Source organism: Streptomyces echinatus (assembly GCF_014203595.1).
Lineage (GTDB): Bacteria > Actinomycetota > Actinomycetes > Streptomycetales > Streptomycetaceae > Streptomyces > Streptomyces echinatus.
This window is the reverse complement of sequence record NZ_JACHJK010000003.1, coordinates 128,319-154,827: the sequence shown is the minus strand read 5'-3', so window position 1 is coordinate 154,827 and position 26,509 is coordinate 128,319. Positions and strand designations below refer to the sequence as shown.

General features: G+C 69.5%; 25 protein-coding genes and 1 pseudogene. 22 read left to right on the top strand and 4 right to left on the bottom strand.

The genetic code is table 11. The features are described 5' to 3' along the window. The first annotated feature begins 8 nt into the window (after positions 1 to 8). The 8 genes from katG to pqqE all read left to right on the top strand — a co-directional run bounded on the left by katG (position 9) and on the right by pqqE (position 8,003). Positions 9 to 2,297, top strand: coding sequence for a catalase/peroxidase HPI (gene katG, locus FHS34_RS09265; RefSeq protein ID WP_184963154.1), 2,289 nt, complete (start codon positions 9 to 11; stop codon positions 2,295 to 2,297). A gap of 201 nt (positions 2,298 to 2,498) precedes the next feature. Continuing rightward, positions 2,499 to 2,960, top strand: a complete 462-nt coding sequence (locus FHS34_RS09260; protein WP_184963152.1) for an MSMEG_3727 family PQQ-associated protein — start codon at positions 2,499 to 2,501, stop codon at positions 2,958 to 2,960. 22 nt (positions 2,961 to 2,982) lie between these two features. Continuing rightward, complete coding sequence (locus FHS34_RS09255) at positions 2,983 to 4,692, top strand: PQQ-dependent dehydrogenase, methanol/ethanol family (RefSeq protein WP_184963149.1); 1,710 nt, start codon at positions 2,983 to 2,985, stop codon at positions 4,690 to 4,692. 48 nt (positions 4,693 to 4,740) lie between these two features. Next, positions 4,741 to 4,836 carry a pyrroloquinoline quinone precursor peptide PqqA gene (gene pqqA, locus FHS34_RS09250; protein WP_184963147.1) on the top strand — a complete coding sequence of 32 codons (96 nt, stop codon included), beginning with the start codon at positions 4,741 to 4,743 and terminating at the stop codon, positions 4,834 to 4,836. A 109-nt stretch (positions 4,837 to 4,945) separates the two neighbouring features. Continuing rightward, a complete protein-coding gene (gene pqqB, locus FHS34_RS09245; protein WP_184963144.1) occupies positions 4,946 to 5,833 on the top strand; it encodes a pyrroloquinoline quinone biosynthesis protein PqqB in 888 nt (295 codons plus the stop codon). Between the two features lie 4 nt (positions 5,834 to 5,837). Then, positions 5,838 to 6,536, top strand: coding sequence for a pyrroloquinoline-quinone synthase PqqC (gene pqqC, locus FHS34_RS09240; RefSeq protein ID WP_184963142.1), 699 nt, complete (start codon positions 5,838 to 5,840; stop codon positions 6,534 to 6,536). Between the two features lie 5 nt (positions 6,537 to 6,541). Next, positions 6,542 to 6,871 carry a pyrroloquinoline quinone biosynthesis peptide chaperone PqqD gene (pqqD, locus tag FHS34_RS09235; RefSeq protein ID WP_184963140.1) on the top strand — a complete coding sequence of 110 codons (330 nt, stop codon included), beginning with the start codon at positions 6,542 to 6,544 and terminating at the stop codon, positions 6,869 to 6,871. After that, entirely contained in the window at positions 6,864 to 8,003 is a 1,140-nt protein-coding gene (gene pqqE, locus FHS34_RS09230; RefSeq protein WP_184963138.1) for a pyrroloquinoline quinone biosynthesis protein PqqE, read from the top strand. Before pqqD ends, pqqE begins: the two co-directional genes overlap by 8 nt. 78 nt (positions 8,004 to 8,081) lie before the next feature. On the opposite strand, the gene FHS34_RS09225 is transcribed toward pqqE, so the two are convergent. Beyond that, positions 8,082 to 8,621 carry a manganese efflux pump MntP gene (locus FHS34_RS09225; protein WP_184963136.1) on the bottom strand — a complete coding sequence of 180 codons (540 nt, stop codon included), beginning with the start codon at positions 8,619 to 8,621 and terminating at the stop codon, positions 8,082 to 8,084. 749 nt (positions 8,622 to 9,370) lie between these two features. Between FHS34_RS09225 and FHS34_RS09220 the strand changes: the two are divergent. From FHS34_RS09220 to FHS34_RS43755, 3 genes and pseudogenes are all read left to right on the top strand, one after another. After that, positions 9,371 to 9,567, top strand: a pseudogene (locus FHS34_RS09220) (DUF3117 domain-containing protein). 450 nt (positions 9,568 to 10,017) lie between these two features. Next, complete coding sequence (locus tag FHS34_RS09215) at positions 10,018 to 10,362, top strand: LysR substrate-binding domain-containing protein (protein ID WP_308288272.1); 345 nt, start codon at positions 10,018 to 10,020, stop codon at positions 10,360 to 10,362. Then, positions 10,278 to 10,520, top strand: coding sequence for a type 2 periplasmic-binding domain-containing protein (locus FHS34_RS43755; RefSeq protein WP_308288283.1), 243 nt, complete (start codon positions 10,278 to 10,280; stop codon positions 10,518 to 10,520). The genes FHS34_RS09215 and FHS34_RS43755 overlap by 85 nt, the downstream gene beginning before the upstream one ends. 90 nt (positions 10,521 to 10,610) lie before the next feature. On the opposite strand, the gene FHS34_RS09210 is transcribed toward FHS34_RS43755, so the two are convergent. Together FHS34_RS09210 and FHS34_RS09205 are read right to left on the bottom strand one after the other, a co-directional pair. Next, positions 10,611 to 11,825: an SMI1/KNR4 family protein gene (locus FHS34_RS09210; protein ID WP_225817307.1), complete on the bottom strand. Its 1,215-nt coding sequence runs from the start codon at positions 11,823 to 11,825 to the stop codon at positions 10,611 to 10,613. A gap of 275 nt (positions 11,826 to 12,100) precedes the next feature. Continuing rightward, entirely contained in the window at positions 12,101 to 14,314 is a 2,214-nt protein-coding gene (locus FHS34_RS09205) for an MMPL family transporter (protein ID WP_225817306.1), read from the bottom strand. Between the two features lie 232 nt (positions 14,315 to 14,546). Here FHS34_RS09205 and FHS34_RS09200 point away from each other — a divergent pair, with 232 nt between their 5' ends. The 7 genes from FHS34_RS09200 to FHS34_RS09170 all read left to right on the top strand — a co-directional run bounded on the left by FHS34_RS09200 (position 14,547) and on the right by FHS34_RS09170 (position 22,581). Further along, positions 14,547 to 15,719: a sensor histidine kinase gene (locus FHS34_RS09200; protein ID WP_184963130.1), complete on the top strand. Its 1,173-nt coding sequence runs from the start codon at positions 14,547 to 14,549 to the stop codon at positions 15,717 to 15,719. After that, complete coding sequence (locus FHS34_RS09195; RefSeq protein WP_184963127.1) at positions 15,694 to 16,356, top strand: response regulator; 663 nt, start codon at positions 15,694 to 15,696, stop codon at positions 16,354 to 16,356. Before FHS34_RS09200 ends, FHS34_RS09195 begins: the two co-directional genes overlap by 26 nt. Positions 16,357 to 16,574: 218 nt before the next feature. Then, complete coding sequence (locus tag FHS34_RS09190; RefSeq protein WP_184964215.1) at positions 16,575 to 19,478, top strand: AfsR/SARP family transcriptional regulator; 2,904 nt, start codon at positions 16,575 to 16,577, stop codon at positions 19,476 to 19,478. A gap of 206 nt (positions 19,479 to 19,684) precedes the next feature. Further along, on the top strand, positions 19,685 to 20,032 hold the full coding sequence (locus FHS34_RS09185; protein WP_184963125.1) for a hypothetical protein: 348 nt from the start codon (positions 19,685 to 19,687) through the stop codon (positions 20,030 to 20,032). Further along, positions 20,029 to 20,574 carry a putative ATP-grasp-modified RiPP gene (gene tgmA / locus FHS34_RS43750; RefSeq protein ID WP_308288271.1) on the top strand — a complete coding sequence of 182 codons (546 nt, stop codon included), beginning with the start codon at positions 20,029 to 20,031 and terminating at the stop codon, positions 20,572 to 20,574. The genes FHS34_RS09185 and tgmA overlap by 4 nt, the downstream gene beginning before the upstream one ends. After that, entirely contained in the window at positions 20,571 to 21,539 is a 969-nt protein-coding gene (tgmB, locus tag FHS34_RS09175) for an ATP-grasp ribosomal peptide maturase (protein ID WP_184963121.1), read from the top strand. The genes tgmA and tgmB overlap by 4 nt, the downstream gene beginning before the upstream one ends. 268 nt (positions 21,540 to 21,807) lie before the next feature. Then, positions 21,808 to 22,581 (top strand): IS5 family transposase, encoded by a 774-nt coding sequence (locus FHS34_RS09170; RefSeq protein WP_225817397.1) that lies wholly within the window; start codon positions 21,808 to 21,810, stop codon positions 22,579 to 22,581. A 221-nt stretch (positions 22,582 to 22,802) separates the two neighbouring features. Here the strand turns inward: FHS34_RS09170 and FHS34_RS09165 are convergent, their stop codons facing one another. Further along, positions 22,803 to 22,940: a hypothetical protein gene (locus FHS34_RS09165; RefSeq protein ID WP_184963119.1), complete on the bottom strand. Its 138-nt coding sequence runs from the start codon at positions 22,938 to 22,940 to the stop codon at positions 22,803 to 22,805. A 137-nt stretch (positions 22,941 to 23,077) separates the two neighbouring features. On the opposite strand from FHS34_RS09165, the gene FHS34_RS09160 reads away from it, so the two are divergent. The 4 genes from FHS34_RS09160 to FHS34_RS09145 all read left to right on the top strand — a co-directional run bounded on the left by FHS34_RS09160 (position 23,078) and on the right by FHS34_RS09145 (position 26,490). Next, a complete protein-coding gene (locus FHS34_RS09160) occupies positions 23,078 to 23,413 on the top strand; it encodes a hypothetical protein (protein WP_184963116.1) in 336 nt (111 codons plus the stop codon). Positions 23,414 to 23,975: 562 nt separating this feature from the next. Next, the gene (locus tag FHS34_RS09155) at positions 23,976 to 24,872 is read left to right on the top strand and encodes a TauD/TfdA dioxygenase family protein (protein ID WP_184963114.1); all 897 of its coding nucleotides are present in this window, start codon (positions 23,976 to 23,978) and stop codon (positions 24,870 to 24,872) included. Continuing rightward, entirely contained in the window at positions 24,869 to 25,762 is an 894-nt protein-coding gene (locus FHS34_RS09150; protein ID WP_184963112.1) for an ABC transporter permease, read from the top strand. The genes FHS34_RS09155 and FHS34_RS09150 overlap by 4 nt, the downstream gene beginning before the upstream one ends. Then, positions 25,759 to 26,490, top strand: coding sequence for an ABC transporter ATP-binding protein (locus FHS34_RS09145; RefSeq protein WP_184963110.1), 732 nt, complete (start codon positions 25,759 to 25,761; stop codon positions 26,488 to 26,490). The genes FHS34_RS09150 and FHS34_RS09145 overlap by 4 nt, the downstream gene beginning before the upstream one ends. Positions 26,491 to 26,509 lie beyond the last annotated feature (19 nt).

Below are 26,509 nucleotides of genomic sequence, written 5' to 3'. Positions count from 1 at the left end.
GGAGTCCCGTGTCCGACAGTCCTGACACTGTCGCCGGCGAGAAGAACGCCGGGGGCGCGGGTGGCCTCGGCCTTCCCGGCCCGGCCGGGCACCGCGGTCGCGCGACGGGGGGCGCGAGCAACCGCGACTGGTGGCCGGACCGGCTCGACCTGGCGATTCTCCGGAAACACCCCGCCGTGGCCGATCCCATGGGCGAGGACTTCGATTACGCCGCGGAGTTCCGGACGCTCGACCTCGGCGCCCTGGCACGGGACGTCGACGAGGTGCTCACGACGTCGCAGGAGTGGTGGCCGGCCGACTTCGGTCACTACGGGCCGCTCATGATCCGGATGGTGTGGCACGGGGCGGGTACGTACCGCGTCGCCGACGGCCGCGGGGGCGCGGGCGCCGGCATGCAGCGTTTCGCACCGCTGAACAGCTGGCCGGACAACCGCAACCTCGACAAGGCGCGCCGGCTGCTCTGGCCGGTGAAGAAGAAGTACGGCCGCAAGATCTCCTGGGCCGACCTGATGGTCTTCGCGGGCAACCGTGCCCTGGAGACGATGGGCCTCACGACCTTCGGCTTCGCCGGCGGCCGGGCGGACGTCTGGGAGCCCGACGAGGACGTCTACTGGGGTCCCGAGCACGCCTGGCTGGGCGATGAACGGCACGGCGGCGTCCGGGAGCTGGCGAACCCTCTGGCCGCCGACCAGATGGGCCTCATCTACGTCAACCCGGAGGGACCGAACACCGTCCCCGACCCACTCACCGCGGCCCGAGACATCCGCGAGACGTTCTGGCGCATGGGGATGAACGACGAGGAGACCGTCGCGCTGATCGCGGGCGGCCACACCTTCGGCAAGACCCACGGCGCGGCCGACCCGGTCGCCCACCTCGGCCCCGACCCCGAGGGCGCCCCCCTCGAGGAGCAAGGCTTGGGCTGGAAGAGCAGCTACGGCACCGGAAAGGGCGCGGACGCCATCTCCAGCGGGTTGGAGGGCACCTGGACACCCACCCCGACGAGATGGGACAACAGCTTCTTCGAGACCCTGTTCGGCTACGAGTGGGACCTGGAGCTGAGCCCCGCGGGTCTGTGGCAGTGGATCCCGAGAGACGGCGGCGGGGCCGGTACCGTGCCGGACGCCCACGACCCATCGACGACACACGCCCCGAGGATCCTGACGACGGACCTCGCCTTGCGGATGGACCCGGTCTACGAGCCGATCTCGCGACGCTTCCTGGAGCACCCGGACCAGCTCGCGGATGCGTTCGCCCGCGTCTGGTTCAAGCTGACGCACCTCGACATGGGCCCGATCCAGCGCTACCTCGGACCCCTGGTTCCCCGGGAGACGCTGCGCTGGCAGGACCCGGTCCCCGCTGTGGACCACGAGCTCGTCGGGGCGGCGGACATCTCCGCGCTCAAGAGCCGGATCCTCGCCTCCGGGCTGTCCGTCTCCCAGCTCGTCTCGACCGCCTGGGCGTCGGCCTCGACGTTCCGCGTCAGTGACAAGCGCGGCGGGGCGAACGGCGCGCGCATCCGCCTCGAGCCGCAGCGGGGCTGGGAGGTCAACGAGCCCGACACCCTGGCACAGGTGCTGCGCCCCCTGGAGGGGATCCAGGAGGCCTTCAACAGCTCCGAGACCGGGCACAAGAAGATCTCACTGGCCGACCTCATCGTGCTCGGCGGAGCCGCCGCCGTCGAGCAGGCCGCCAGGGCCGCCGGCCACGAAGTCCAGGTCCCCTTCAGCCCGGGACGCACGGACGCCACACAGGAGTGGACAGATGTGGAGTCCTTCGCCCCGCTCGAGCCGGCCGCGGACGGGTTCCGCAACTACAGCGGCAAGGGCGGCCGGCTGCCGCCCGAGCACGCGCTGGTCGACCGCGCGAACCTGCTGAACCTGAGCGCGCCCGAGATGACCGTCCTCGTGGGTGGCCTGCGGGTGCTGGGCGCCAACTACCAGCAGTCGCCGCTGGGCGTCTTCACCTCGGCGCCCGGGTCGCTGACCAACGACTTCTTCGTGAATCTGCTCGACACGGGCACGGAATGGAAGCCCACCTCCGAGACCGGGGAAACCTTCGAGGGGCGCGATCGCGCCACCGGCGAGGTCAAGTGGACCGGTAGCCGCGTCGACCTCGTCTTCGGCTCGAACTCCGAGCTGCGTGCCATCGCGGAGTTCTACGCGAGCGACGACGCACGGGAGAAGTTCGTCCAGGACTTCGTCGCCGCATGGGCCAAGGTCATGAACCTCGACCGGTACGACCTCGGTGCGGCGCCGCCCGGCTCCTCCCAACGGCGGCACATCGGGTATGAACGGTAGCCCGTCGCGGACGAACGGCATGAAACGGCCCGCACCTGGGCGCACCTTGTCGGCGTGATCCACCCGGCGTAGCGTTTTTGGCAACTGCGAATTCAGCACCATATCGGGTGCGATTTATCCGGCGCAGTGCGCTCCTTGACGACCGATTGCAGCCGGGCATCGGTGGTGCAGAAATAGAGATTTCGAGGAGTGGAACCTCCTATGACGACCGCGCAGGAGCGGGCCGACCTGCTGGACCAGCTCGGGTTGGCCGCACAGAACAAAGCAGCGCTGGGGCAAGTGCTGGGAACCGGAAGTATCGGGCAGGCCACCGAGGAATCGGACGGCCACATGAAGGCCACAATACGCATCAACCCGGATGAGCTGACCTGGGATCCCTCTATTCTGGTCATGCCCCATGGAGGCGATATCGAGCTCGAGCTCGTCAATGACGACATGAACACGCACTGCGCACTTCTGCCGAGCAACGGCGACAGGAAGTTCATCTGGTTGGTGAACCATTCGCACGGGCATGCGCACCTCAATCTCGACGGCCCGGGCTACTACTGGTTCGGCTCGCCCACAGGCAATGACGAGGGCCGGGGGCTGACCGGGTCCATCGTGGTCCTGGGAGACGCCCCTCCGGAGGCTCGCCTCGACCGTCCCGAACAGCCGCGGCCGTAGGAAGAAGTAGGAGGTGGAGGGAATGACCGTCGACTACGCCGACTACGTCGACGCGGGTGAGGCCGTCGATCAGGGAGCCCTGAGCGGCAAGGTCGCGGGCGGGGACGTCGCGCCGCCGGTAGTAGCCGGCGTCGACTACGAGCGCCTGTTGAACGCTCGCGAGGAACCCCAGAACTGGCTCACCTACTACGGCGCCTACAACGGGCAGCGGTACAGCCCGCTGGACCAGATCAACACGGACAACGTCAAACGCATGGTCCCCGCTTGGGTCTTCCAGGCCGGCACGACCGGCCTGATCGCGGGCGCGTCGACCTACTCGTTCGAGGCCGCCCCGATCGTCGTCGACGGGGTCATGTTCCTCTCCGGCTGGGACGGCTGGGTCTGGGCCCTCGACGCGAAGACGGGCGTGGAGATCTGGCGGTACAAGCACGCCGTCCCCTTCGACGTGTCCTTGTGCTGCGGGAACGTGAACCGCGGGGTCGCCGTGGCTCAGGGGAAGGTCTTCTTCGTCACGGCGAACGCCCGTGTGCTCGCGCTCGACGCCACCACCGGCAAGCGGGTCTGGGACAAGACCTACGGAGACGTCCGGGCCGGGGAGAGCGCCACAGTCGCCCCGCTGGTCGTGAAGAACATGGTCATCGTCGGAAGTTCCGGCGGCGAGTTCGGCGTACGCGGCCACCTCGACGCATTCGATCTCGAGACCGGCGAGCACCAGTGGCGCAGCTACATGGTGCCCAAGCCCGGGGAGCCCGGCTCGGAGACCTGGCCCGCCGACGGCGAGGCCTGGGCACGGGGCGGGGCGAACTGCTGGATCACCGGTACCTTCGACCCGGAGACGAACCTGCTGTACGTGGGCACCGGCAACCCGGCGCCCGACTTCGACGGAGGGGTCCGCGAGGGCGACAACCTCTTCACCGACAGCATCGTCGCCGTGGACGTGGACAGCGGTCAGATCCGCTGGCACTACCAGTGCACGCCACACGACCTGTGGGATTACGACAGCATCGGCGAGTGCATCCTGTTCGAGCAGGACGGGCGCAAACTGCTCGGGCACTTCGACAAGAACGGCTACTTCTTCGTCCTCGACCGCACGAACGGCGCGAGGGTCTCGATCACTCCCTTCGTCGACCGCATCACATGGGGGGCGATCACGAGGGACGGCCAGGTGACGGCCAAGGTGTACCCGGACAAGGAGGGAGAACCGGTCCACTTCTACCCGGGTCCGGCCGGCGCCAAGGAATGGACCCATGCGTCCTACAGCCCCGAGACCGGGCTCTTCTACGTCCCGGTCCAGGACACCGGTGCCACCGCCACCCGGCGGCGCCGGGAGTTCAAGGAGAGCATTCCCTACTGGGGCGCGGGCGTTCAGGTCGACATCGAGGACATGGCGGGGTCCATCAGCGCGTTCGACGCTGGCGGCGAGGAGAAGTGGCGCTGGCGCAACGAACTCCCGATGTGCGCCTCGACGCTGGTCACCGGCGGTGACCTGGTGTTCGCGGGCGAGGCCTCCGGCGAGTTCAACGCGCTCGACGCCCGCACCGGGGAGCTGCTGTGGCAGTTCCAGTGCGGTAGCGGCCACCACAGCAGCCCGACCACCTACATGGTCGACGGCAGGCAGTACGTGGCCGTGCCGGTCGGCTGGGGCGGATGGGCCGAGGGATTCCTCCCCGGCATGCTCGGCGCGGGGCACGGAAGCGCCCTGATCGTCTTCGCCCTCCCGGAACCGTCGTAGCACGGGACTCGGAGCCTGCCGGAATTCGGTCAGAAAGGAGGTGAATCCATGGAGTCTCAGCCCGCTGAATGGGAGACGCCCGAGTTTGAGGAGATCACAGTCGCGGCCGAGGTGACCATGTACCTCGATCGGCTGGAGGACTAGCGGACGTGGGGCGGCGTCGGACCTTGTCCGGCGCCCTCCGGCGGCTCGCGATGGCCACGGACGGCCGGGCCGGTGACGGACCCGGATCTTCGATGAACGGAGTGCCGGCGTGTTGCTGCGAGTGCTGGGCTCCGCTGCGGGGGGCGGCTCCCCGCAGTGGAACTGCGGCTGCCCGGTGTGCGCCGCGGTCCGCTCCCGCGCCGGCCTCGCGCGCACCCAGTCGTCGGTCGCCATCAGCGCCGACAGCCGCCGGTGGTTCCTCATCAACGCCTCGCCCGATCTCCGCACCCAGATCGAGGCCTTCCCCAGTCTGCACCCGCACGACGACCGGACGACGCCGCTGGAGGCGGTGCTCGTCACCGACGCCGAGCTGGACCACACGCTGGGCCTGCTCCTGCTGCGCGAGGCCCGCGCCCTGCGGCTCTACGCCACGCCGACGGTGCGCAAGACCCTGTCTGACGGCTCGGGGATTCTGCGCACGCTCGAACGTTACTGCCCGGTCGAGTGGCGGGCAGTGGATCCAGGCGCCGACCTCGCCCTGGCGGACGGGCTGTCCTGCCGGGCGTTCGACGTGCCCACCACCAAGCGCGATCGGTTCGGAGCCGGGGTGGACCACGGCCGCGTCGTGGGCTACCGGCTGACCGACGAGCGCAGCAAGGGAACGCTCGTGTACCTGCCAGGAGCGCAATCGCTGACACCGGCACTGCGCGGGGAGATCGAGGGCTGCGCATGCCTGCTGATCGACGGGACCTGCTGGCGCGACGACGAGCTCATACGGCTCGGCCTGGCCGGCAAGACGTCCCGGGAGATGGGGCACCTGCCCATCGACGGCCCGGACGGCAGTCTCGCGCAGCTCCCGTCGATGGGCGTGGGGCGGACGATCTACGTGCACATGAACAACACCAACCCGATCCTCCTGGAGGACGCGCCCGAGCGGCATACCTTGGAGGAGCGCGGTATGGAAGTGGCCATGGACGGCCTTGAAATCCAGGTGTAGAGCCGTGACGACAACCACCATCAGAACCGGCGCCGACGGCTTCGTCGAGACGTTGCGGGCCCAGTCGCGGCGATACCACGACCAGCACCCGTTCCACGTGCGGATGAACGCCGGCCGGCTGAGCCGCCGCCAGATCCGGGGCTGGGTGGCCAACCGCTTCTACTACCAGGAGAACATCCCCCGCAAGGACGCCGCGATCCTGTCCAACTGCCCTGACCTCGAGGTCCGCCGCCGCTGGATCCGACGGATCCTCGACCACGACGGCACCGCAACCGGCGAGGGCGGCATCGAGGCGTGGCTGCGCCTCGGCGAGGCCGCCGGGCTGACCCGTGAGGAGATCCGGGACCACCGGCACCTGGTACCCGGCGTGCGGTTCGCCGTCGACTCCTACGTGAACTTCGCCCGGACCCGGCCGTGGGTGGAGGCGGTGGCGTCCTCCCTCACCGAGCTGTTCGCGCCCGACCTGATGGCGGCGCGGCTGGCCGCGTTCGAGCGGTGGTACCCGTGGATCGCCCCCGAGGCCCTTGCCTATTTCCGCGCCCGCCTGGAACAGGCACCCCGCGACTGCGAACACGCCCTCGAGGTGGTCACCGCCCACTGCCTCTCCGCCGAGTCCCAGGCACGCGCCGTCGACGCGCTGTCGTTCAAGTGCGACGTCCTGTGGGGCCTGATGGACGCCATCGACCAGGCCTACCCGGAGTGACCACCATGGACCCGACACATACCGCAGCGACCCGCACCGCAACCAGGACCCCGCCCGGCGCAGGGGTGTCCGGCTCGGACCGGCCCCGGTTGGCGCGCCATGTCCGGCTGACCTTCTGCCGGACCAGGCAGCGCAAGATCCTGCTGCACCCCGAGACGGTGGTGGTTCTGAACGCCAGCGGCGCGGACATCCTCGAGCTGTGCGACGGGCGGCACACCGTGACCGAGATCGTGACCGAGCTGGGCGCCCGTTACCAGAACGTTCCCGAGGACGAGGTGCGGCAGTTCCTGACCCGGCTCGTCGCCCGGCGCTGGGTGGAGGTCACCGATGGATAGCCCGTTCGGGTTGCTCGCCGAGCTCACCTACCGCTGCCCTTTGGCCTGCCCGTACTGCTCCAACCCGCTCAACATGGCCGGCTACCAGGACGAGCTGGCCACCGACGAGTGGCGGCGGGTGCTGGTCGAGGCCAGTGACCTGGGGGTTCTGCAGTGCCACCTGTCCGGCGGGGAACCGTTGCTGCGGCGCGACCTGGTGGAGATCGTGGCGGACGCCCACGACCTGGGCCTCTACACCAATCTCATAACCAGCGCGCTCGGGCTCTCGCGTCCGAGGGCCGAGCAGCTGCGGGCCGCCGGTCTGGACCATGTGCAGATCAGCATCCAGGCCGACGAACCGACCGTGTCCGACCGGATTGCCGGGATCCCGTCCTTCCAACGCAAGATCGAGGCGATGGGCGTGGTCAAGGAACTGGGCTGGCCGCTCACCATGAACGTGGTGCTGCACCGGCACAACATCGACCGCGTCGCCGACGTGCTCGCCCTGGCCGAGGAGGTGGGCGCCGACCGGGTGGAGCTGGCCAACACCCAGTACTACGGCTGGGCCTGGCGAAACCGTGACGCGCTGCTGCCGAGCCGGGCCCAGCTCGAGGCGGCCGAGGTCGTGGTGCGGGCCGCCCGCGAGCGGCTGCGGGAACGCATGGACGTCATCTATGTCATCCCCGACTACTACAGCCGCTACCCGAAGCCCTGCATGGGCGGTTGGGCCTCCCGGCAGCTGACCGTGACACCGAACGGCGACGTTCTGCCCTGCCCGGCTGCCCAGCCCCTGCCGTTGCCGCGGGCCAGCGTGCGTGAGGACCCGCTGGAGCGGATCTGGGCCGAGGCCCCGGTGATGACCGCGTTTCGGGGGACCGACTGGATGCCGGAGCCCTGTCGGAGCTGCTACCGGCGGGAGCTGGACTTCGGTGGGTGCCGCTGCCAGGCATTCCTGCTCACCGGCGACGCCGCCCGCACCGACCCGGTCTGCTGCCTGTCACCCGACCACGACCTGGTCGCCCGGGCGGTGGAGGCCGCCAACTCCGACTCGTCAGAGGATCTTCCGCTGGTCCCCCGCCCGCACCGAGCCGGTCTGCCACCTGTCACCCGGCCGCGACCTGGTCGCCCGGGCCGTCGAAGCAGCCCATGCTGAGTGGCGTGCTGACGCGCGGATCGGCGATCTGCCGCTGATCTCCTGCCTGCAGGCCCGCCTGCCTCCCGGTGGAGCGGGTCAGCCGCCCAACCACAACGGCAGCGCCGCAGCGGCGATGATCAAGACGACCCCGCTCAGCAGGTCCGAGCGGATCCGGATGAGGCGTGCCGCGGCCCGTCCGAGTTGCAGCCCGACCAGTGACAACACCGCCGTCATGGCGCCGAAGACGGCGGCCGAAAACCAAGGCGAGAGCCCAAGGACCCCCAGGCTCGCTCCGGCGAGCAAGTTGTCCAGGCTCAGTGTCAGCGGGATGCCGAACAAGGCCCACGGGTGGTCCAACTCTTCCGGCTCGGGGTGACGAAGGGCCGAGATGACGAGGTAGAGGCCGTATCCGCCGAGCGCGGCCGCGCCGATCACATCGGCCACTCCTCCGACGGACTCCCCGATCTGATGACCGACCAACAGTCCGACGAGGGGCATGATCGCGTCCCACAGCCCGAAGGTGAGCGAGACCTGCACCGCGCGCTTCAAACCGAATGGGACCGTGCCGAGCGCGATGGATACCCGGAAATTGTCGAGGCTGAGTACAAAACCCAGGATCAATATTTCCCAGATCATGGCGAGGTAGCTGCCCAACGACGACCGACGCCGGCGGAAACGACTCTGACTCGGTTAGTATCCGCCATAATTCGTCATAATATCTCAGATGGTTCACAATATAAACCTGTAAGGTGATTTCCATAATATTTCGACGCTGCTCGCCCGACGGTGGCTATCACTTCCAGAAGAGCTCGTTGATTGAACCGGCAGGCCTCGCTGTTTCTGTGGGCCGTTGCGGCCCGCGCCGGTGACTGACTGGCCGTCGTCGCCCCCGCGCGACCCGGCTCAGTACGTCGACGACCCTGTCCCAGACTCCCGGACCGGGGTTGCCGAAGGCCACGTAGGGGGCCAGCAGGTCCAGCGTCCAGAACAGCAGGGGATCGCCCACCGGGTAGGAGGAGCGTGCGCTTTCCCACGCTGGCGAACCTTGGGCCGGTGAACAACAACCAGGATGGATGGAGCGGCGCCTTCCGATCAGTCTGGCGTCGCAGCGGTGCCACAGCCGTACATCCGTTGTCGCGCTGTGGTTGGAGGGGCCACTCCCGGAGCGCTGGCGCGGCGACTTGCCCCCGTGTTTCCGCGGCGCCCTCCACTCATCGCGAGGGAGCACACCCATCATGGCCCGGCGCATCCGATGCAACGCCGTCATCTCGCTCGTCGCCTCATCGTTCGTTCCAGGGGTCACGGTCGTCCTGACGCCTGCCGCCACCGCGACCCCCGCTCTGGGGGAGTGCACAGTCAAGATCGAGGGCAACGGAACGCGGGCGCTGTCCCTCAACGACGGTGATTTCCTTCAGCCGCGCGCCAAGATCAGGCCACGGACAGGCGACGGTCCGCTCGAAGTGACCGAGGAGGGGCAGGGCACATGCGCGTGCCGCTCGAAGGCGGCGGTCGGCTGGTAGTCGATCTGACCCCGGACGAGGCCGGCGCCCTCGCCGACGGACTCAGGAACGTCGTCGGCTGATGCCGTTGGTCAGCGGGACTGGAAAGTAGTTGGCGTACCGCAGAGGTCGCCTGACGGTGGGACGTGGCTTCGGTCGGGTGGTCTTCCGGTCGGTGGGGCATAAGGGCAGGGCCTCGCGAACAGCTAGGGGGGTGTCGCATCCATGAAGCCTCGGGGGCCCTGGGCCGCAGTCTTGCGTGCCGTTGTCCGCGGAGCCCGACTCGGCTGTCTCATCGTGTGATTCGGCTCGTCAGCGATCCGCGCCGCACCGGCGGCCAGCGGCACGGCGCTTGTTCACCGGGTTCCTCCGAGGATGGCCCGTCCTTTGGGGCGGGGAGGAATCGGACTCCTGCGGAGCAGGGCAGAGGTAGCCGTTTCGCCGTCAGGGCGAAACGGCGTCCACCCCAGGACGGTGTGAGGAACCCCGCGAAGATCGATTGTTCTCAACTGTCAGTCCTCCCGGATAGGTTGATGTCCTTCCAGACGGTGATCGACGTCTCGCTGGCGGTCCTGGCGGCGGCCGGGGACCCGCTCTTCGAACGGGCCGACGCCACGAGCGTGTCCCTGGCCGAGCTGCGCGACCGGGCCCTGATCTGCCTGCCGCGGGGGACCGGGGTGCGGACGGCGCTGGAACGGGCCTGCCGACGGGCGGGATTTCCGCCTCGAATCGCCTTCGAGGCGGCGGCGCCAGATGTGTTGGTGCAGCTGGCGGCCCGGGGCTGGGCGTCGCGGTGCTGCCGGGCGGGGAGGGTGAGGAGGGGCACCGGGAGGCCGAGGACGGCTCTGCTTCGGACGGACCCACCCTGCGTACCCTGACCATCGTCGACCCCGGCATCCGCGCCCGCATTGCCCTCGCCCGGCGCTCCGCCGGCCCCGCGAGCCCGGCGGCGAAGGCCCTGCTGGACAGCCTCCGCGGGCGGCTGCGCGAGCGCCTGCCGGCGATGGCAGAGGTGCCCGAGACGCCGGCGGGCTGAAGGGTGTCGCAGATCGCCCACGGCCTCAACAGCCGCTCATGGCCCTAACGCAACGGTGCTGAGGTCCCAGCCCGTGGTGACGAGGGGCCTTCACCACGGCGCGCCCGGCCCGAACGGTTCGAAGAACATGACGTCCAGCGGATGCAGGTCCCGGCCGGTCAGACCGGGGAAGCCGGACTCGGCGGGGCCACCGCGCAACCACGTGAGCAGGGTTGCCGTGAAGTCGCCTGGCAGGGGCGGTCCTTGGTCGCAGTGGCGTGGGTTGACAGCTACGCGCCATGTCTCGGGCGGGCCGTCCGCGCACCAGCCGATCTGGTCCCCGTCGATCGTCGACGCGAACGGCAGGAAGCCGCCGGGCTCGGGCCACGCGGGCATCGGGTAGTACTGGGGATGGGCGGCGCGCAGTTGGCGGTATCCGTCAAGCATGCCCTCGACGGTGGCCGCGAGCCCTTGCTCCCGTGGCCGGTCCAGGGACAGTGGGGCGCTCATGTCCAGCCACCAGCTCCAGTTGCCCGCCCCGTACCGCTCCGCGAGCGCCACGAAGTCCGGCGGCAGCCGGGTGCCGAGCCGCTCGAAGACCTGCTCCCATGTGCCCTCGCCCAGGTACGGCTCCAGGGGCGGTGGAACCAGCGCCATGACGGCGTCGAGGCCCGAGCCCTCGGTGAGCGCCGCGTGCTGCCGCGCGTCCACGGCGGTGCCCGCAGGCGGTGGCGACCAGGGTGCGGACCCGGCCAGCGGCGGCCAGACCCGTATCTGTGAGGAGAGCGGGCCCAGCAGCCCGCCGGGCTCGCCCGGGTGCGGCACGCCGGTGCGCAGCAGCGTGAACAGCAGCTCCAGGAACGGGACTTCGTAGTCCACCCAGGGCTCGCTCACCCCGACTGCCACATTCGTGGTCATGAGCGTGACCGGCCACTCGTCGGGGTCGTCCGACGCGCCCGTGTTCCAGAAGAGGTGGTCGCCGCTCCTCGTCGTGGCGAAGGCGAGCAGGCCGCCCTCCTCGGGCAGGAAGGGGCGCCGACGCGCGGTGAACATGCCGGGCCGGATCGCCGAGTGCCGGTGCGTCTCGACGATCCATGCTGCGTACTCGAAGCGGCCGTCGGTGCTGACGCACGGGGGGTGCAGCCGGATCGCCGCACCCGGGCCGCCTATCTCGGCCGCACCGTACGCCGACACGAGCGCCTTGTAGTCACCGGGCAGCGGGGTGCCGAGCCAGCCCTCGACCGCCGCCCAGTCGACGGCGGGCGCCGGGCCGGGCGGCGGTCCGACGAGACCTGTGAACGCGGTGATCCGCGCAGAGTGATCCATGGAGCCGAGGATGACATCCCCCACCGACATTGAGACTGGGACCTGGCACCGCTCGGGCGTCTGACCCGCCCACTGACTGACGCTTCGGCTGTCCTCGGGTTGAATCGGGTCGGCTCCCGGGCGGTGCCACAGCGCGCGTGACCGGCCGGGCCACCATGACCTCATTGCCTCGCCCAACCCCCTTGCCCTGCAGGTCACAGCGTTAACGCAGCGGTGTTGATATGCCCCTAGGTGACGCGCTGAGGTGCCGGACGCCAAGGGCGGGCAGAGTTGAGTCAACGGTCAACCAGCCGTGGACGCCGGGCCTGACCCGTGGATTCCGCGTCGGTGTCGTCGGTGCCGACCGGGCCGCGGGGAAGCATCCGGTCCAGCCACTTCGGCAGCCACCAGTTGGTCCGGCCGAGGAGTGTCATGGTCGCCGGTACCAGCACCATGCGTACGACCGTGGCGTCGATGAAGATCGCGGTGGCCAGGCCGAGCCCGAACATTTTGGTGGAGGGGTCCTCGGCGACGGCGAAGGACAGGAAGACCGCCACCATGATGAGGGCGGCCGAGGTGATGATCCGAGCGGTGCGCGAGACGCCCTCCACGATCGCCGTGCCGTTGTCGCCGGTGCGCAGGTACTCCTCGCGCACGCGCGAGAGGAGGAACACCTCGTAGTCCATCGACAGGCCGAACAGGATGGCGAAGAGGAACATCGGGATGAACGACACGATCGGAACCGTCGCTTCCAGCCCGATGAGTGCGCCTCCCCAGCCCCACTGGAACACCGCGACCATGATGCCGTAGGCCGCTCCGATGCTCAGCAGATTCAGCAACACCGCCTTGAGCGGGACGAGTATCGAGCGGAAGACCAGCATCAGCAGCAGGAACGACATCGCCAGGACGGCGGCGACCAACACCGGCAGGCGTTGGCTGGTCCGTTGGCCCACATCGGACAGGCTCGCGGCGGCGCCGCCGACGTGGGCCCTGGCCGGGCCGTGCCCGATCGCCGTGGGCAGCACGTCGGTGCGCAGCCGGGCGATGGTGTCGGCCGTGGCCTTGTCCTGAGGGCTGGTGGTCGGGAACACCACGAGGGTCGCGATGCCGGTGGCCCGATCGATGTGTGTCGGCGCGACGGATGCGATGCCCGGATCCGCCGCAACCGCCCCGACGAGTCGGTCCAGCACTCCCGGATCACCGGTGGGGTCCGCGGCGATGACGAGGGGACCGTTGGTGCCCGGGCCGAACCCCTCGGCGACGAGGTCGTAGGCCCGGCGCTCGGTACGGCTGTGGGGCAGTGAGCCGTCGTCGGGCAGGCCGACGCGCAGGCCGAGCACGGGCAGCGTCGCGGTCAGCAGCAGCCCCGCCGCGCCGACCACGTACGGCACCGGGTGCCGGCTGACGTGCCCGATCCAGCGACGCCACCCGGCGGCGTGGGCGGCGCCTGCCGCCGGGTTCCGCCGCCGTGCGAGTCGGCCCAGCTTCCTGGTCTGCAGAGCCCGGCCGATCCGGTCGGCCCGGGCCAGGCGTGGGCCGGCGGCGCCGAGGAAGGCCGGCAGCAGCGTCACCGACGCGACCACCATGGTCAGAACGACGATCGAGACGGCGAGCCCGCCCACCGTCATGAACGGTACGTTCGCGACCGCCAGGCCGAGGATCGATACGACGACGGTGCCGCCGGCGAAGACCACCGGCCTCCCCGCCGTGGCCACCGCTCGCCCCGCCGCCTCGCGGGGATCGAGCCCGCGCGCGAGGTACTCCCGGTGCCTGGCGAGCACGAACAGCGCGTAGTCGATGCCCACTCCGAGCCCGACCATGCTGCCCAGGACAGGGGCGAAGGTCGGGACGTCCGTCACCCCCGCCAGTACCGTCATCGTGGCGACCCCTACGGTCAGCCCGAAGACCGCCATGCCGATCGGCAGCGCGGCGGCGACGAGCGAACCGAACGCCAGGAACAGGATCGCGGCGGCGGCGAGGAGGCCGATCAACTCGCTTGCGCCGCCGTCGGGGTCGGAGAAGACGTAGAAGAGGTTCCCGCCCATCTCGATGCGCAGGGGCAGCTCGGCGCGCAGCCGGTCGCCGAGATCGACGAGGGCGTCGAGGTCTTCGGCCGACAGCCGGCTCTGGTCGGGGTACTGCACCCGGACGACCGCGGTCCGCCCGTCGGCCGAGACAAGGCCGCCGCGCACGGTGGTGTCCCCGCCTGCGTCGAGTGCCCCCGCCGGGTCGCTCGTGCCGAGCACGTGCGGCAGCCGCTTCACCTCGGTCTGCAGCCGCGTGAGAGCGGTGCGCGCGCTGCCGTGGTCGAAGAACGTCGCACCGTCGTCGAGGGGGGTGACGACCACTTGGGCGGTCATCCCCTCCTGGCCGGTGCCTGCCCGCTCGATCAGTTCCGCGGCCCGTTGGGAGTCCAGTCCCGGAGCGGTCATCGAGTCCGCGGTCCGCCCGCCGATGGCGATCGCGGCGAGGACGGCGAGCGTGGCGGCGATCAGCCATGCCGCGATCACCCGCCAAGGATGGCGGGCGGCGCTTGCGCCCAGGCGCAACAGGGCTTTCGAGAGCATCGGGTCCTCCAACCACCTCGTCGGCCGTCCTTGTACGGCCGCCGATGCCGAGGTTCGTCGCCACGGCGCTCTGCGGCATCGGCTCGCGGGCCGCGGATCCGTCGGCCCCGGGGCGGAGTGACGACCCGTCCTTTCGGCCGATGCGCGGCACGGCGCGGCCCCTAGGCTGAGAACCGTGCTGCGAGACGACCTGCGAACCCTGTGGACCGAACCCCGGCCGCCCGACGCGCCCGCCCGGGTGTGGCGGGACTGGGCGCTGCTCGCCGCGGGCCTTGTCGGTGTGGTGCTGGAGGCCACCCTGCGCGAGAACGTCGTGTGGCGGCCGGTGGCGGTGGTGTTCGCCGTATGGCTGTGCGTGCTGCCCCTGTGGCGCCGGACCCGCCCGCTGACAACGGTCGTGCTCGCGTTCGGCGGGATGATCGTGCTCCAGGTGGTCTCGCTGGTGGCCACCCCTCGGGCGCCGGTCGGTCTGTACGTCGGCGCGGTCGTCCTCCTGCTGGTGTACGCGCTGCCCCGGTGGGGATCGGGACGCGAGATCGTGCTGGGCGGCGCAGTGATCCTCGCGGCCGGCGCGCTGTGTTCCGTCACGGACGAGACCCCGGTCGTCGAGAACGTCGTGGGCTTCGTCTTCCTGCTGCTGCCCGGCGTGGTCGGGGCTGCCGTGCGGTTCCGGGTGACCGCTCGCGAGCGGCAGTTGGAGCAGGTGCGCTCCCGCGAGCGCGAGCAGCTCGCCCGGGAACTGCACGACACGGTGGCCCACCACGTGTCGGCCATGGTGATCATCGCTCAGGCGGGCCGGGTGCTCGCGGGCACCGACCCGTCCGCCGCCGTCGAGGCGCTGGAAGGGGTCGAGGAGGAAGGGGCGCGCACGCTGGAGGAAATGCGCGCCATGGTCGCCGCGCTGCGCGACCGCGGAGTCGGCGCCCAGCTGGCGCCCCCTGCCGGAGTCGCGGATCTGGAGCGCCTGGTGCGCACCCCGGGTGGTCGCCTCAGGGTCGACTTGGGGCTCCACGGTGAACTGGACACGCTGCCCCCGGCCGTGGACGCGGCCGTCTACCGGATCGTGCAGGAGTCGGTGACCAACGCGCTGCGCCACGCGGTCGACGCGACCGAGCTCGTCGTTCGGGTCGCCGCGGAACGGCACTGGGTACGGGTGAGCGTGCGCGACAACGGCCGGCGCACCGGCCGGGGTCGCGACGGATACGGACTTACCGGACTGCGCGAGCGCGCGACCCTGATCGGCGGCACACTACGAGCCGGCCCGGGCACCGACCGGGGCTGGCATGTCGAAGCCGAGCTGCCGAGAGCGAGGAGCGAGAGCGGTGTCCATACGCGTCCTCGTCGCTGACGACCAGACGATCATCCGCACCGGGCTGCGGATCATGCTGAACGCCCAGCCCGGCATCGAGGTGGTCGGCGAGGCCGCCGACGGACAGGAAGCGGTACGTCTGGCCCGCGAACTGCGCCCCGACGTCTGCTTGTTCGACATCCGCATGCCCGTGATCGACGGGCTCGAGGCCACCCGGCTGGTCGCCGGCCCGGGCGTCGCCGACCCGCTGGCCGTGGTCGTCATCACCACGTTCGACCTCGACGAGTACGTCTACGGCGCGCTGCGTGCCGGCGCCCGCGGATTCCTCCTCAAGGACACCGGACCGGACCTTCTGGCGCAGGCCGTACGGTCGGCGTCCGGCGGTGAGGCGCTCATTGCGCCCAGCGTCACCGTCCGTCTGCTCCAGGCATTCGCGGACCTGCCCGCCGGCCGACCCGTGGCCCAGCCGGTCTCCGCCGTCACCGCCCGCGAGGAGCAGGTGCTCCTCGCCGTCGCTCGCGGGCTGACCAACACCGAGATCGCCGATGCACTGCACATCAGCCTCAGCACGGTGAAGACGCATCTGGCCAGCCTGATGGCCAAACTCGGCGCCCGCAACCGGGTCGAGATCGCGATGTGGGCCTACGAAACCCGCCGTATCCTCCCCGGAACCTGACCTGGGTGCCGGGCCATGTCCCCTGAGTCCCCGCCCGGACATCAGTGCACCGGTCGGCTCACGTCGGCTCCACGTGCGTCACCCGCCCCGTCTTGGCCGTGACCTTCGGATCGGCTCCCGCCAGGCCTGGCCGGACGGACGCAGGCCCGGCTGCCCGCGTGAAGCCCGTGCTTCCGGGAGAGTGAGGGGACGGGCCTATACTCGCCAGCGTGCCATCGATGGGGGAGCCGCCGACGGGTGGCAGCCGACTGCGGTTCGCTGTGCTCGGTCCGCTGCGGGTCTGGCGCGGCGACGTGCAGCTGGACCTCGGCCCGGTTCGTCAGCAGGCTCTGCTGACGGCGTTGCTGTTACGGCCGGGCACGACCGTCAGCCGGCAGCAGTTGCTCGACGGAGTGTGGGGGCCGGAGCCGCCGGGCACCGGTGCCAAGGTGATTCCGGTCTATGTGCACCAGCTGCGCAGACGTCTGGATCCTGGCCGAGGAAGCGCCTCCGGATCCCTGATCGTGACCGAGCGGGGCGGCTACCGCATAGACCCACGAAACGTCTGGACGGACGTAGCCCGGCTGAGGGAGATCGTCACCGAGGCGCACGCCGGGCGGGATTCCGGTGACCTGGCCGCCGCGGTGAGCGCGTGGTCGGCCGCTCTGGAGCTTTTCCACGGAGATCCCCTCTCCGGGATCCCTGGGCCGTTCGCCGAGGCAGAGCGTCTACGGCTGTCGGAACACAGGCTCGCGCTGGTGCGGGACAAGGTGGAGTGCCAGTTGCAGCTGGGACGGCACGCCGAGGTCGTCGGAGAGCTGTTCGCTCTGTCCGAAACGCATCCGCACAACGAGTCCCTGGCCGCTCTGCTGATGCGTGCCCTCTATGCCGGCAACCGGCAAGCGGACGCACTGTCTGTCTTCGCCAAGGTGCGCCGCCGTCTGGTGCAGGAACAGGGAGCGGAGCCAGGCGGTGAACTGCGGCGGGTGCACGAGGCGGTGCTGCGCGCTGATGAATCCTTCCTTGTCGGCGCGTCGCCACGGGCACGCCGATCGACGGACCAGCGGCCCGCAGTCGATCGCGCGCTCCGACGTGTGCGGAACGAACTCCCGGTCGGCGTCAACGGCTTCACCGGGCGGAACCACGAACTTGAGGTGCTTCTCGCGCCTAACGATGACCAGGTGGTGACGGTCCGTGCGGTGGACGGCATGGCCGGGGTCGGCAAGACCGCGCTCGTCGTACGCGCCGCGCGTGCCATGCAAGACCGTTTTCCGGATGGCTGCCTGTTCGTGGACCTTCATGGTCACCGGCAGGGGCGGGAAGCAGCGACCCCGCAGCGCGTGCTGCGCCGATTGCTGCGGGCAGTCGGCGACATCACCGAAGGCGACGACGCATCACATGACCTTGACGGCCTGGCGGCGTCGTGGAGAGCGGCGACCGCCGTCCTCCGGTTGATCCTGGTGGTCGATGACGCGTGCGCTGCACAACAGGTGCGCCCCCTGCTGCCCGCCGGTCCCGGCAGCCTCGTACTGGTGACCAGTCGTCAGCGGCTGACCGGGCTGGATGCCGACCGCAGGGTCTCGCTGGCGCCGCTGGACATGGACGAGGCGGTGGCCCTGCTGACCCGCGTCGTCGGCGGCACGGGCTCCGACCCGGAGCGTGCGGCGGTGCGCGAGCTGGCCCGTCTCTGCGACCGGCTGCCCCTGGCCCTGCGTGTCGTCGGCGCCCGGGTGCAGAGTCGTCCGTTGTGGGCGCTGGAGCGCATGGCGGTCCGGCTGGCCGACGACGAGCGTCGGCTTGGTGAGCTCACGGTCGAGGACCGCGGTGTGGAGACAGCCTTCCGGGTCTCCTACGATCAGCTTCCGGACGCGGAGCGGCGGGCCTTTCGCGTGCTGGGCCTCTCGCCCACCGTGGAGTTCGACCCGCTGACACTGGCCGCCATGCTCGAGCTCACACGAACCGATGCCGAGCGCGTCCTGGAGAGCCTGGTCGAGGCGAGTCTCGTCCAGCAGGCCGTCACGGGCCGCTACCGCCTGCACGACCTGGTCGCCCTCTACGCCCGCCGCGTCGCCGCCAGGTACCCCGCGGAAGCCGCGGCGGCCCGGACCGGGGTGTTCCGGCTCTACGTGGTCGCCGCCCGTCGCGCGAGCGACTGGGGCCCCTTTGCCTTCCCGACCGGCCCGCCGGCGGACACCGCGCCCTTCGCCGACTGGGAGGAGGCGGCGGCGTGGCTGGACGCGGTGGGCGGCGAACTGGTCGACGTGGTCGCCCACGCGGCGGCCGTGGGCCACGTGGACGACGCCGGCTGGCTCGCCGGGGGACTGTGTGACTACCTCACCCGGCAGGGCCGGTACCACGAGTGCCGGGCCGCGATCGAGATCGTGCTGCCGCTCGCGCAGCAGTCCACCGACCAGCGAATGGTCTGCGAACTGCGCACCTGCATGGGCATTGCGTACGGGCTGCAGGGCCACTACGAGCAGGCGCGTCGCTGGCTGGGGGATGCCCTTGAGAGCAGCCGCCGCATCGGAGATGTCATCGAAGAAGCCCGGGCTCTGGGTTCCCTCGGGATCTTCATGAACGCGGCGGGGGAGCCGGCCGAGGCCGCCGTGCTCCTGGCCCGGTCGGCGGACCTCGCCCAGGGAGCGGAGGACGACTGGCTCGCGGTGATGTACCTGGCAAACGTCGGCGCCATCCACCATCAGGTGGGGGAACATGACAAGGCGCAGGAGTGCTACGCGGCGTCGGTCAGCCTCGCCGAGAGGATCGGCAGACCCAGGATCCTGAGCAAGACGCTCTTCCGCTTGGGGGCGCTCCAGCTGGACCGTGGGCACTGCGCGCAGGCCGCCGACGCGCTGAGCAGGGCCGCCGCACTCGCCGAGCGCGTGGGGGACATCCCGCTGTTCGCCGCGGTCCTCGGCAGACTCGCCGCCGCTGAGGAGTGCCTGGGCAACCTGGCTCGGGCGGCCCAGTGCCACTCCCGAGCACTTGCGGCGGTCGGCGAACGACCCGGCACCAGGCTCAAGGCCGAGATCCGTAACCGGTTGGGCTGGCCCCAGGCCGCGACGGAAGACCTGGTCCAGGCGCGCGACCGGTTCGAGGCGGCCATCGCCCGCTCCCGTACCGAATCCGGAAAGCTCGCGTAGACCGTCGACGGCCCACGGCCGGACACCCGCACACGCGACAACGTCATGTCCTGCCACGAGCCACCGCCTCTTCCTCTCCTCGCCGTACCACCGCATCCGACCGGTGAACCGGGATTTCATCCACTTTTCAACGCCCCTCGCCAGGATGAAGGCATCGCTGCAGACCGTTCGCCGCGGTCCCGCAGCCGTGGCGCAGAGAGCACCGCGTGAGCAACGCACACGAAGGCGGCGCCTGGTGGGGCAGTCCGGCGATCGTCGGTGTCCTGCCGACCTTCTGCCCTCCAGAGCGACCCGCGACGAAGAGGAATGACATGGGGCTGTTACACGCGTGGCGTATGCAAAAGCTCACTTCTGACGCCAGAACTGCCTATGGCAGGGGCGATGCGATGTTCGTCGCCGGCTTCGACATCGACAGCCGAGCCAGAGTGCCCATGAAGGCGGTCCGCAAGGAGATCGACAAGATCATCACGGCGGTGGAGCCGATCGGTTGGCAGTGCGTCAGCGTGCAGCCGTTCCTCGCATCGGTTCAGATCGACTTCATCCGCAGAGCATGAGGACAACGACGTCCACACCCGGGTGCCTTGCGGCACGGGCCGGAGTCGGCCCGGCGGCCCAGGCCTGCCGTCATGAGGGGGGCGAGCCCGCACACCCCATACGGCGAGCCGCGCGCACGGTTGGAAGCGGCTGCCCACCGATCACGAGCCACACAGGTCCACGTCGGCTAACAGCTGTGCCAAGCATGGCAGTTGCAAGCGACAGGCCGCCTGAAGCGGCCTTGAAAATCTCCCCGGGACAGGGGAGGAGCATCCAAGCGAACAGTCGGAAGCGAGGGAGTCGAACAATGGACACGCGGAATGCCGGCGCACCCTGGGGTACCACCCGCATGGCACCGTATGCCGAGACCGTATCCGTTCCTATGAGCACCCCGGTGATCGACCCCGAAACCCAGATCGCCGTCGTCATCGACGACCACGGCCGCACCGTCGAGCTCCACAACCACCAGACCAGCAGCGGAACCTCGAGCTCCACGAGTACCAGCAGCGCCGACAGCTACGACTCAGACGACTCGTCGGACTCCGACCACGACTACGCATGACGACAGACCGGAGCGGGTCGGTGCTGGTCCTGACCAGCACCCACGACGTGACCACCGACCTGGTACTGCGCATCCTCGCGGAACGCCAGGTACCGGTAGTCCGTCTCGACCCCGGCACAGACCTGCACACAGGTGCCGCGCTCACCGCCACGTACCGCACGGGCGATCAACGCGGCACCCTGCGCACGCCCACCCGCGAACTCGACCTCACCCAAGTGCGCTCCGTGTGGACACGCCGTCCCTCACCCTTCGACGGGCCGCCCGCACTGGACGGACAGGAGCGCCGGTTCGCGGCTTCCCAATCTCTGTGGGGTGTCGGCGGCATCCTGGCATCGCTTCCCGGAGCCCACTACGTCAATCATCCGTGGAGCAACCGGGCGGCTGAGTACAAGCCGGCCCAACTCGCCACCGCTCAGCGCAGCGGTCTGTCCGTCCCCAGCACGCTGATCACCAACGACCATGACCAGGCACGGGACTTCGCCTCTCATCACACCGGCGCAGTGGTCTACAAGCCGTTGTGGAACACCCCCTATGCAATCGACGGCCAAGCACAACAGGTGTGGGTACGCGAGGTGCGCACGCACGAGATCACCCCCGCCGTGGCCATGTGCCCGCACCTGTTCCAGGCCAAGGTGGAGAAGGCGTTCGACGTGCGTCTCACGGCTGTGGGCAACCGGGTGTTCGCGGTGCAGATCGACAGCCCCGATCTCGACTGGCGGCAGCGACAATCCCTGATGCAGTGCACGCCGATCGCCGTCCCCGACCGGATCGCGCGCTCGGTGTCCGCCTATCTCACCCTCTTCCGACTCGAATTCGGCGCGTTCGACTTCGCCGTCACGCCTGCCGGCGAGTGGTACTTCCTCGAGTGCAATCCCAACGGGCAGTGGGCATGGCAACCCGACTCGATCACCGACTCGATCGCCCACGCTCTCGCTGACCAACTCCAAAACCGTCCCAAAGCATGAGCCGGCCCGCTGAACCCTGCGCGGCGCGTTCTCAAGGCCGCTCTGACGTGCACGTTAGAGCGGACGTTCTTAGAGGGCGTTTATGCAGGTCCAGCTCTATATGCGGCTTTCGTCCCTGCCCTGCTTTCGGGACTTTCATGTCGTAGGCGGTGAATGACGTTCTCCGGGACGGAGGCTCGGTCATCTGTCTCGTTCGCTTCTGTGCTCGGAAGTCCGTCTGGTTTGAAGATGCCACGGAATCGCCTGATGGGCAGCGGACCCCAGCGACCTGTCCGACGCCCGGTGGGCCCTGATCGAGCCGTCATTGACGGCCTGGAGAAGGGCCCGGCTCGACCGCAGACCAACCGGGCAGCCGACCAAGGTCGATTTACGTGACGTCTTCAATGCGATCCTCTACGTCAACCGCACGGGAATCCCCTGGAAATACCTCCCGCACGACTTCCCCAACCACGGCACCGTCTACGCCTACTACGCGGCTTGGCGCGACGAGGGAGTCTTCGCCCAGCTCAATTACGACCTGACGGGACTGGCCCGGGTGAAGGAGGGGCGCAAGCCCGAGCCGACCGCCTCCGTGATCGACACCCAGAGCGTGAAGACCTCCAGCAACGTGCCCCTGACCAGCCAAGGAACGGATGCGGCAGGAGATCGTCGGGAGGAAGCGCGGCATCCTCACCGACACGATTGGCCTCCTCCTCGCTGTGACCGTCACCGCCGCCGGCCTCTCGGAGAACGCCCTGGAATACGCCTCCTCGATCAGGCGAAGGAGAAGTACCCGACCGTCTCCAAGAGTTGGGTCGACACTGGGTTCAAGAACGCCGTCGTCGAGCACGGTGCCCGTCTCGGAATCGATGTCGAAGTCGTCAACAGAAACCCGGATACCCGTGGGTTTCACGTCGTGAAAAGGCGTTGGGTGGTCGAGCGGAGTATCGGTTGGCTCATGATGCACCGCCGTCTCGCCCGCGACTACGAGACCCTCACCGCCAGCTCCGAAGCCGTGATCCACATGGACGAGACCACCCCCACCTGGCGAGGAACTTACTAGGGCATCAAGGGTAATCTGCCTACCTCAAACGCCCTCTGAGGAGGGGCCGGAGCGCCATGGGGTCGGCAGTCTCACCTATGGCGAGTGCCTGCAGACCGACCAGGATGCGGGTCGGTCTGTCGGCCACACCTGGTCGAGGACCTGGAGCGTGGGCAGTGCGCGCACCGTGGCGCGCGGGTCGCGGTACACCACCACGGCCCCGCTCATCGGCTTGCCGCCGCTCACCGGGCACTCCCGTCGACCGCCGCGGCGCAGGCCGGCCACTTGCGGACCATCAGCCAGCGCAGACCCGGGGCTAGGGCGTGCATGAGGGCCGGGTCGACGGCCCGGTTGGCGAGATGCGGCACGGGCGGCTTCACGGTCCGTTCTCAGACGGCACGCGCCAGCTAGCGCGCTCCGGTCTGGCAGGGCTGTGACCTGTTGTGGTGAGCAGTAGGTGGAAGCGGCCGGGCCGCTCGGGGTTGCTGTGCATGGCCACCATCATAGAATCGAACACATGCACGGGCTTCCGCCTGATCCGCCGCGTCTGCGCGCGATCCTGGCGTATCTCGATCAGCGGATCGCCGAGACCGAGACCGTGGCGACTTACTTGCGCTTGCAGACCAGCGCGGTCCGACAGGCACTCGCCGCGGCAGAGAGGCAGACGCCCGACGCCCGGCAGCTGCCGCCGCGGCTGCGGTCGGCTCTGGCAGCCCCCGGACAGCAGGCGGGTGGGTTCGTGGTGGAGAAGCAGCTGCACGCCGGGCATCCCCTGGGGGCTCCCTCAAGGACGGTGACGAGTCGGACCTCCCGGGTGGCCGAGGGCAGGGAAGCGGCCATGGAAGGCGCCTGATCGGGGGAAGCGAGCCGAGCGCGGACAATCGGCTGGTGCCGGCGCGCAGACGGTGGCCTTTGACGCGCACGTCAGGGGCAAGTGCGGAGACCGATGCGATCTCCACGAACAGGCGGAGACGTTCTCCGTGTCCGCCATGCAAGACCTGTCCGGAAAGTTATTGACCGACGTGGTGGACCTCTGCTGAACTCCCGTCTTATGAACCCGCGCGTGGACCTCACTCGGCGGCGCCACATCGACCTGGCGCACGTCTCCAGCGCGTTTTGTTGTCGCTGACGCGGCAGGGGATCGTCGTATCCACCTCCTGAGGGCTCCCCTCTCCTCTCATCCCTTTCTCGTATGAGCCGGGAGCCTGTTCGCGCACGCCGACGCGGCCGCTGAGAACGCGGCTGTAGCGGTCCTGCGACCACACGTCTTCTGCGACCACGCGTCCTCTCTCCGGCCGGCCCAGTCCGGTGTTCCGCGTGGTCGATCGGTCCTGTGCAGTACCCCACCCCCTTCACTCGACTCCCCGTTCCCTAGCACCCCTTGGCGTGCCCATCTGCCCGGGAGGGATCCCCTCATGCCTCCGTCCATCCGAAAGCTCACCGGCCGCATCGGCGCGGTCGTCGACGGCGTCGACCTCGCGGCGCCACCCGACCACTCGACAGTCACGACGCTCCGCGACGCCCTCAACGAGCACAAGGCGATCGTGTTCGACGACGTGCAGCTCGACAACGCCGGTCAGGAGCGCGTGGCCGGGTGGTTCGGCGAACTCACCACCGCCCACCCGAACGTGCCGGCTGCCGACGGCACGACGAATGTCCTCGCCGTCGACAGCACGACGTCCAAGGCCAACGAGTGGCATACGGACGTCACCTTCGTGGCCAACCCGCCGCAGCTCACCACGCTCCGGTCCATCGTGACCACGCCCTACGGCGGCCAGACTCTCATCGCCAACGCCGCAGCTGCCTACCGCGACCTGCCCGAAGCACTACAGGCCCTCGCGGACACGCTGCGCGTCGTGCACACCAACCAGTACGACTACGCCCGCCCCGCAGCCACGACGGCGCAGCGACAGGAGTACGACCGGGCCTTCGTCTCGACCCCCTACGAGGCTGAGCACCCGGTCGTGCGAGTCCATCCGCTCACTGGCGAGCGCGGGCTGTTCATCGGCGGCTTCGCCAAGCGGATTGTCGGCCTGTCGAGCAGCGACTCGGCAGATCTGCTGCGCCTCCTCCAGTCGTATGTGACCCGTCCGGAGAACATCCTGAGCTGGACCTGGTCTCCGAACCAGCTGCTGATCTTCGACAACCGGATCACCCAGCACTACGCGGTGGACAACTACGACGACCACCCGCGCCGCCTCAACCGGGTGACGATCGCGGGCGAGGTACCGACCGGTGTCGACGGCCGCCGCAGCGAGCAGCTGGTCGGCGATGCCTCGCACTACAGCAGAGTGCTGGCGGTGGCGGCATGACCGAGCTCAGCCTCAAGGCGCCTGCCGTCACCAAGGTCCCGGGCGCCGAGTCATCGGGCACGAGGGAACGCGAGGTATTCTTGCCGCGCGACGCCCGCCGCCGGACGCCGCTGCGAACACTCCGCGAACGCCTGCGCTGGCCGCTGGGCATCTACACGACTCCGGTCGCGATCCTCATCGCCTGGGAGATCCTCGCCCGGACCGGAGTGGTGTCGAAGACCTACGCTCCCGCGCCGACGTCGATCGTGAGGTCCGCCACCGCTCTTTGGCAGCAGGGTGTCCTCGGGCCGGACTTGGCCATCTCGCTGCAGAGGGCCGGCATCGGTCTCGCGATCGGTCTGACGGTGGGCATCGTCACGGGGGTGCTCGGCGGGCTGCTGCGCAGCGGTGAGTACCTGTTCAACGGCTTGGTACAGGTGCTGAACACGATCCCCCTCCTCGCGGTGCTGCCGCTGATGATCGTGTGGTTCGGCATCGACGAGCTCACGAAGGTGCTGCTGATCTCCTTCGGCGCCGGTGTCCCGATGTATCTGAACCTGTTCGCCGCGATACGGGGCGTCGACCAGCGGCTGATCGAAATGGCGCGCACGACGGGCGCGGGCACCTGGCGCCTGGTGACGCGCGTGCTGGTGCCCGGGGCCCTGCCGGGGTTCCTGGTGGGCCTCCGGTTCTCCCTCGCATACAGCGTCCTGGGTCTGGTCGCCGCCGAAACGATCAACGCTGACAAAGGACTTGGCTTCCTCATCACTCAGGGGCAGACCTATCTCCAGACCAACCAGGTCTTCGTGGGGCTGGTGATCTACTCGCTCCTCGGTCTGCTCGCCGACCAGTTCGTCCGGGCTCTCGAGCGGGTGCTGCTGCGGTGGCGACCCAGTTATGAGGCGTCATGAGCAGCACGATTGCGACCGAGCCCCGTCGACAGACCGGGGTCGTCGTCGAGCAGGTGGTCCGTCAGTTCGGTGACCGAGTGGTGCTCGACCATCTCGACCTCACCATCGCCGAGGAGGAGTTGGTGATCCTGCTCGGTCCTTCGGGCTGCGGCAAGAGCACCCTGCTGCGGCTGCTCGCCGGGCTGGACCGGCCCGATGGCGGGCGGGTGGAGGTTCCGGCACGGCGTGCGATCGTCTTCCAGGCCGACCGGCTGCTGCCCTGGCAGCGGGTGCTGCGCAACGTCACGCTCGGCCTGCACGGGCCCGACGCGGAGCAGCGGGCCCGCGAGGTGCTCGCCGAGGTCGGCCTCGCGGGCCGCGAGAAGGCCTGGCCCAAGGAGCTCTCCGGCGGCGAGGCCCAGCGGGTCTCACTCGCGCGGGCGCTGGTCTCCGAGCCCGAACTCGTCCTACTCGATGAGCCGTTCGCCGCCCTTGACGCGATCACCCGGCTGCGCATGCACGACCTCGTACGCGCGCTGCGCAGCAAGCACCACGCGGCCATGCTGCTCGTCACCCACGACGTCGACGAGGCGATCGCCCTGGCGGACCGCATCGTCGTCATGAGCAACGGCCGCATCGGCACCTCGCACGAGGTGCACCTCTCTGCCGCGGACCGTGAGGCGAGCGTCGCACGCGAGGAACTCCGCGCCCGGCTCCTGGAAGACCTCGGCCTCGCCGGCCAGCACTGACCTGCTCGAACACCCTCAC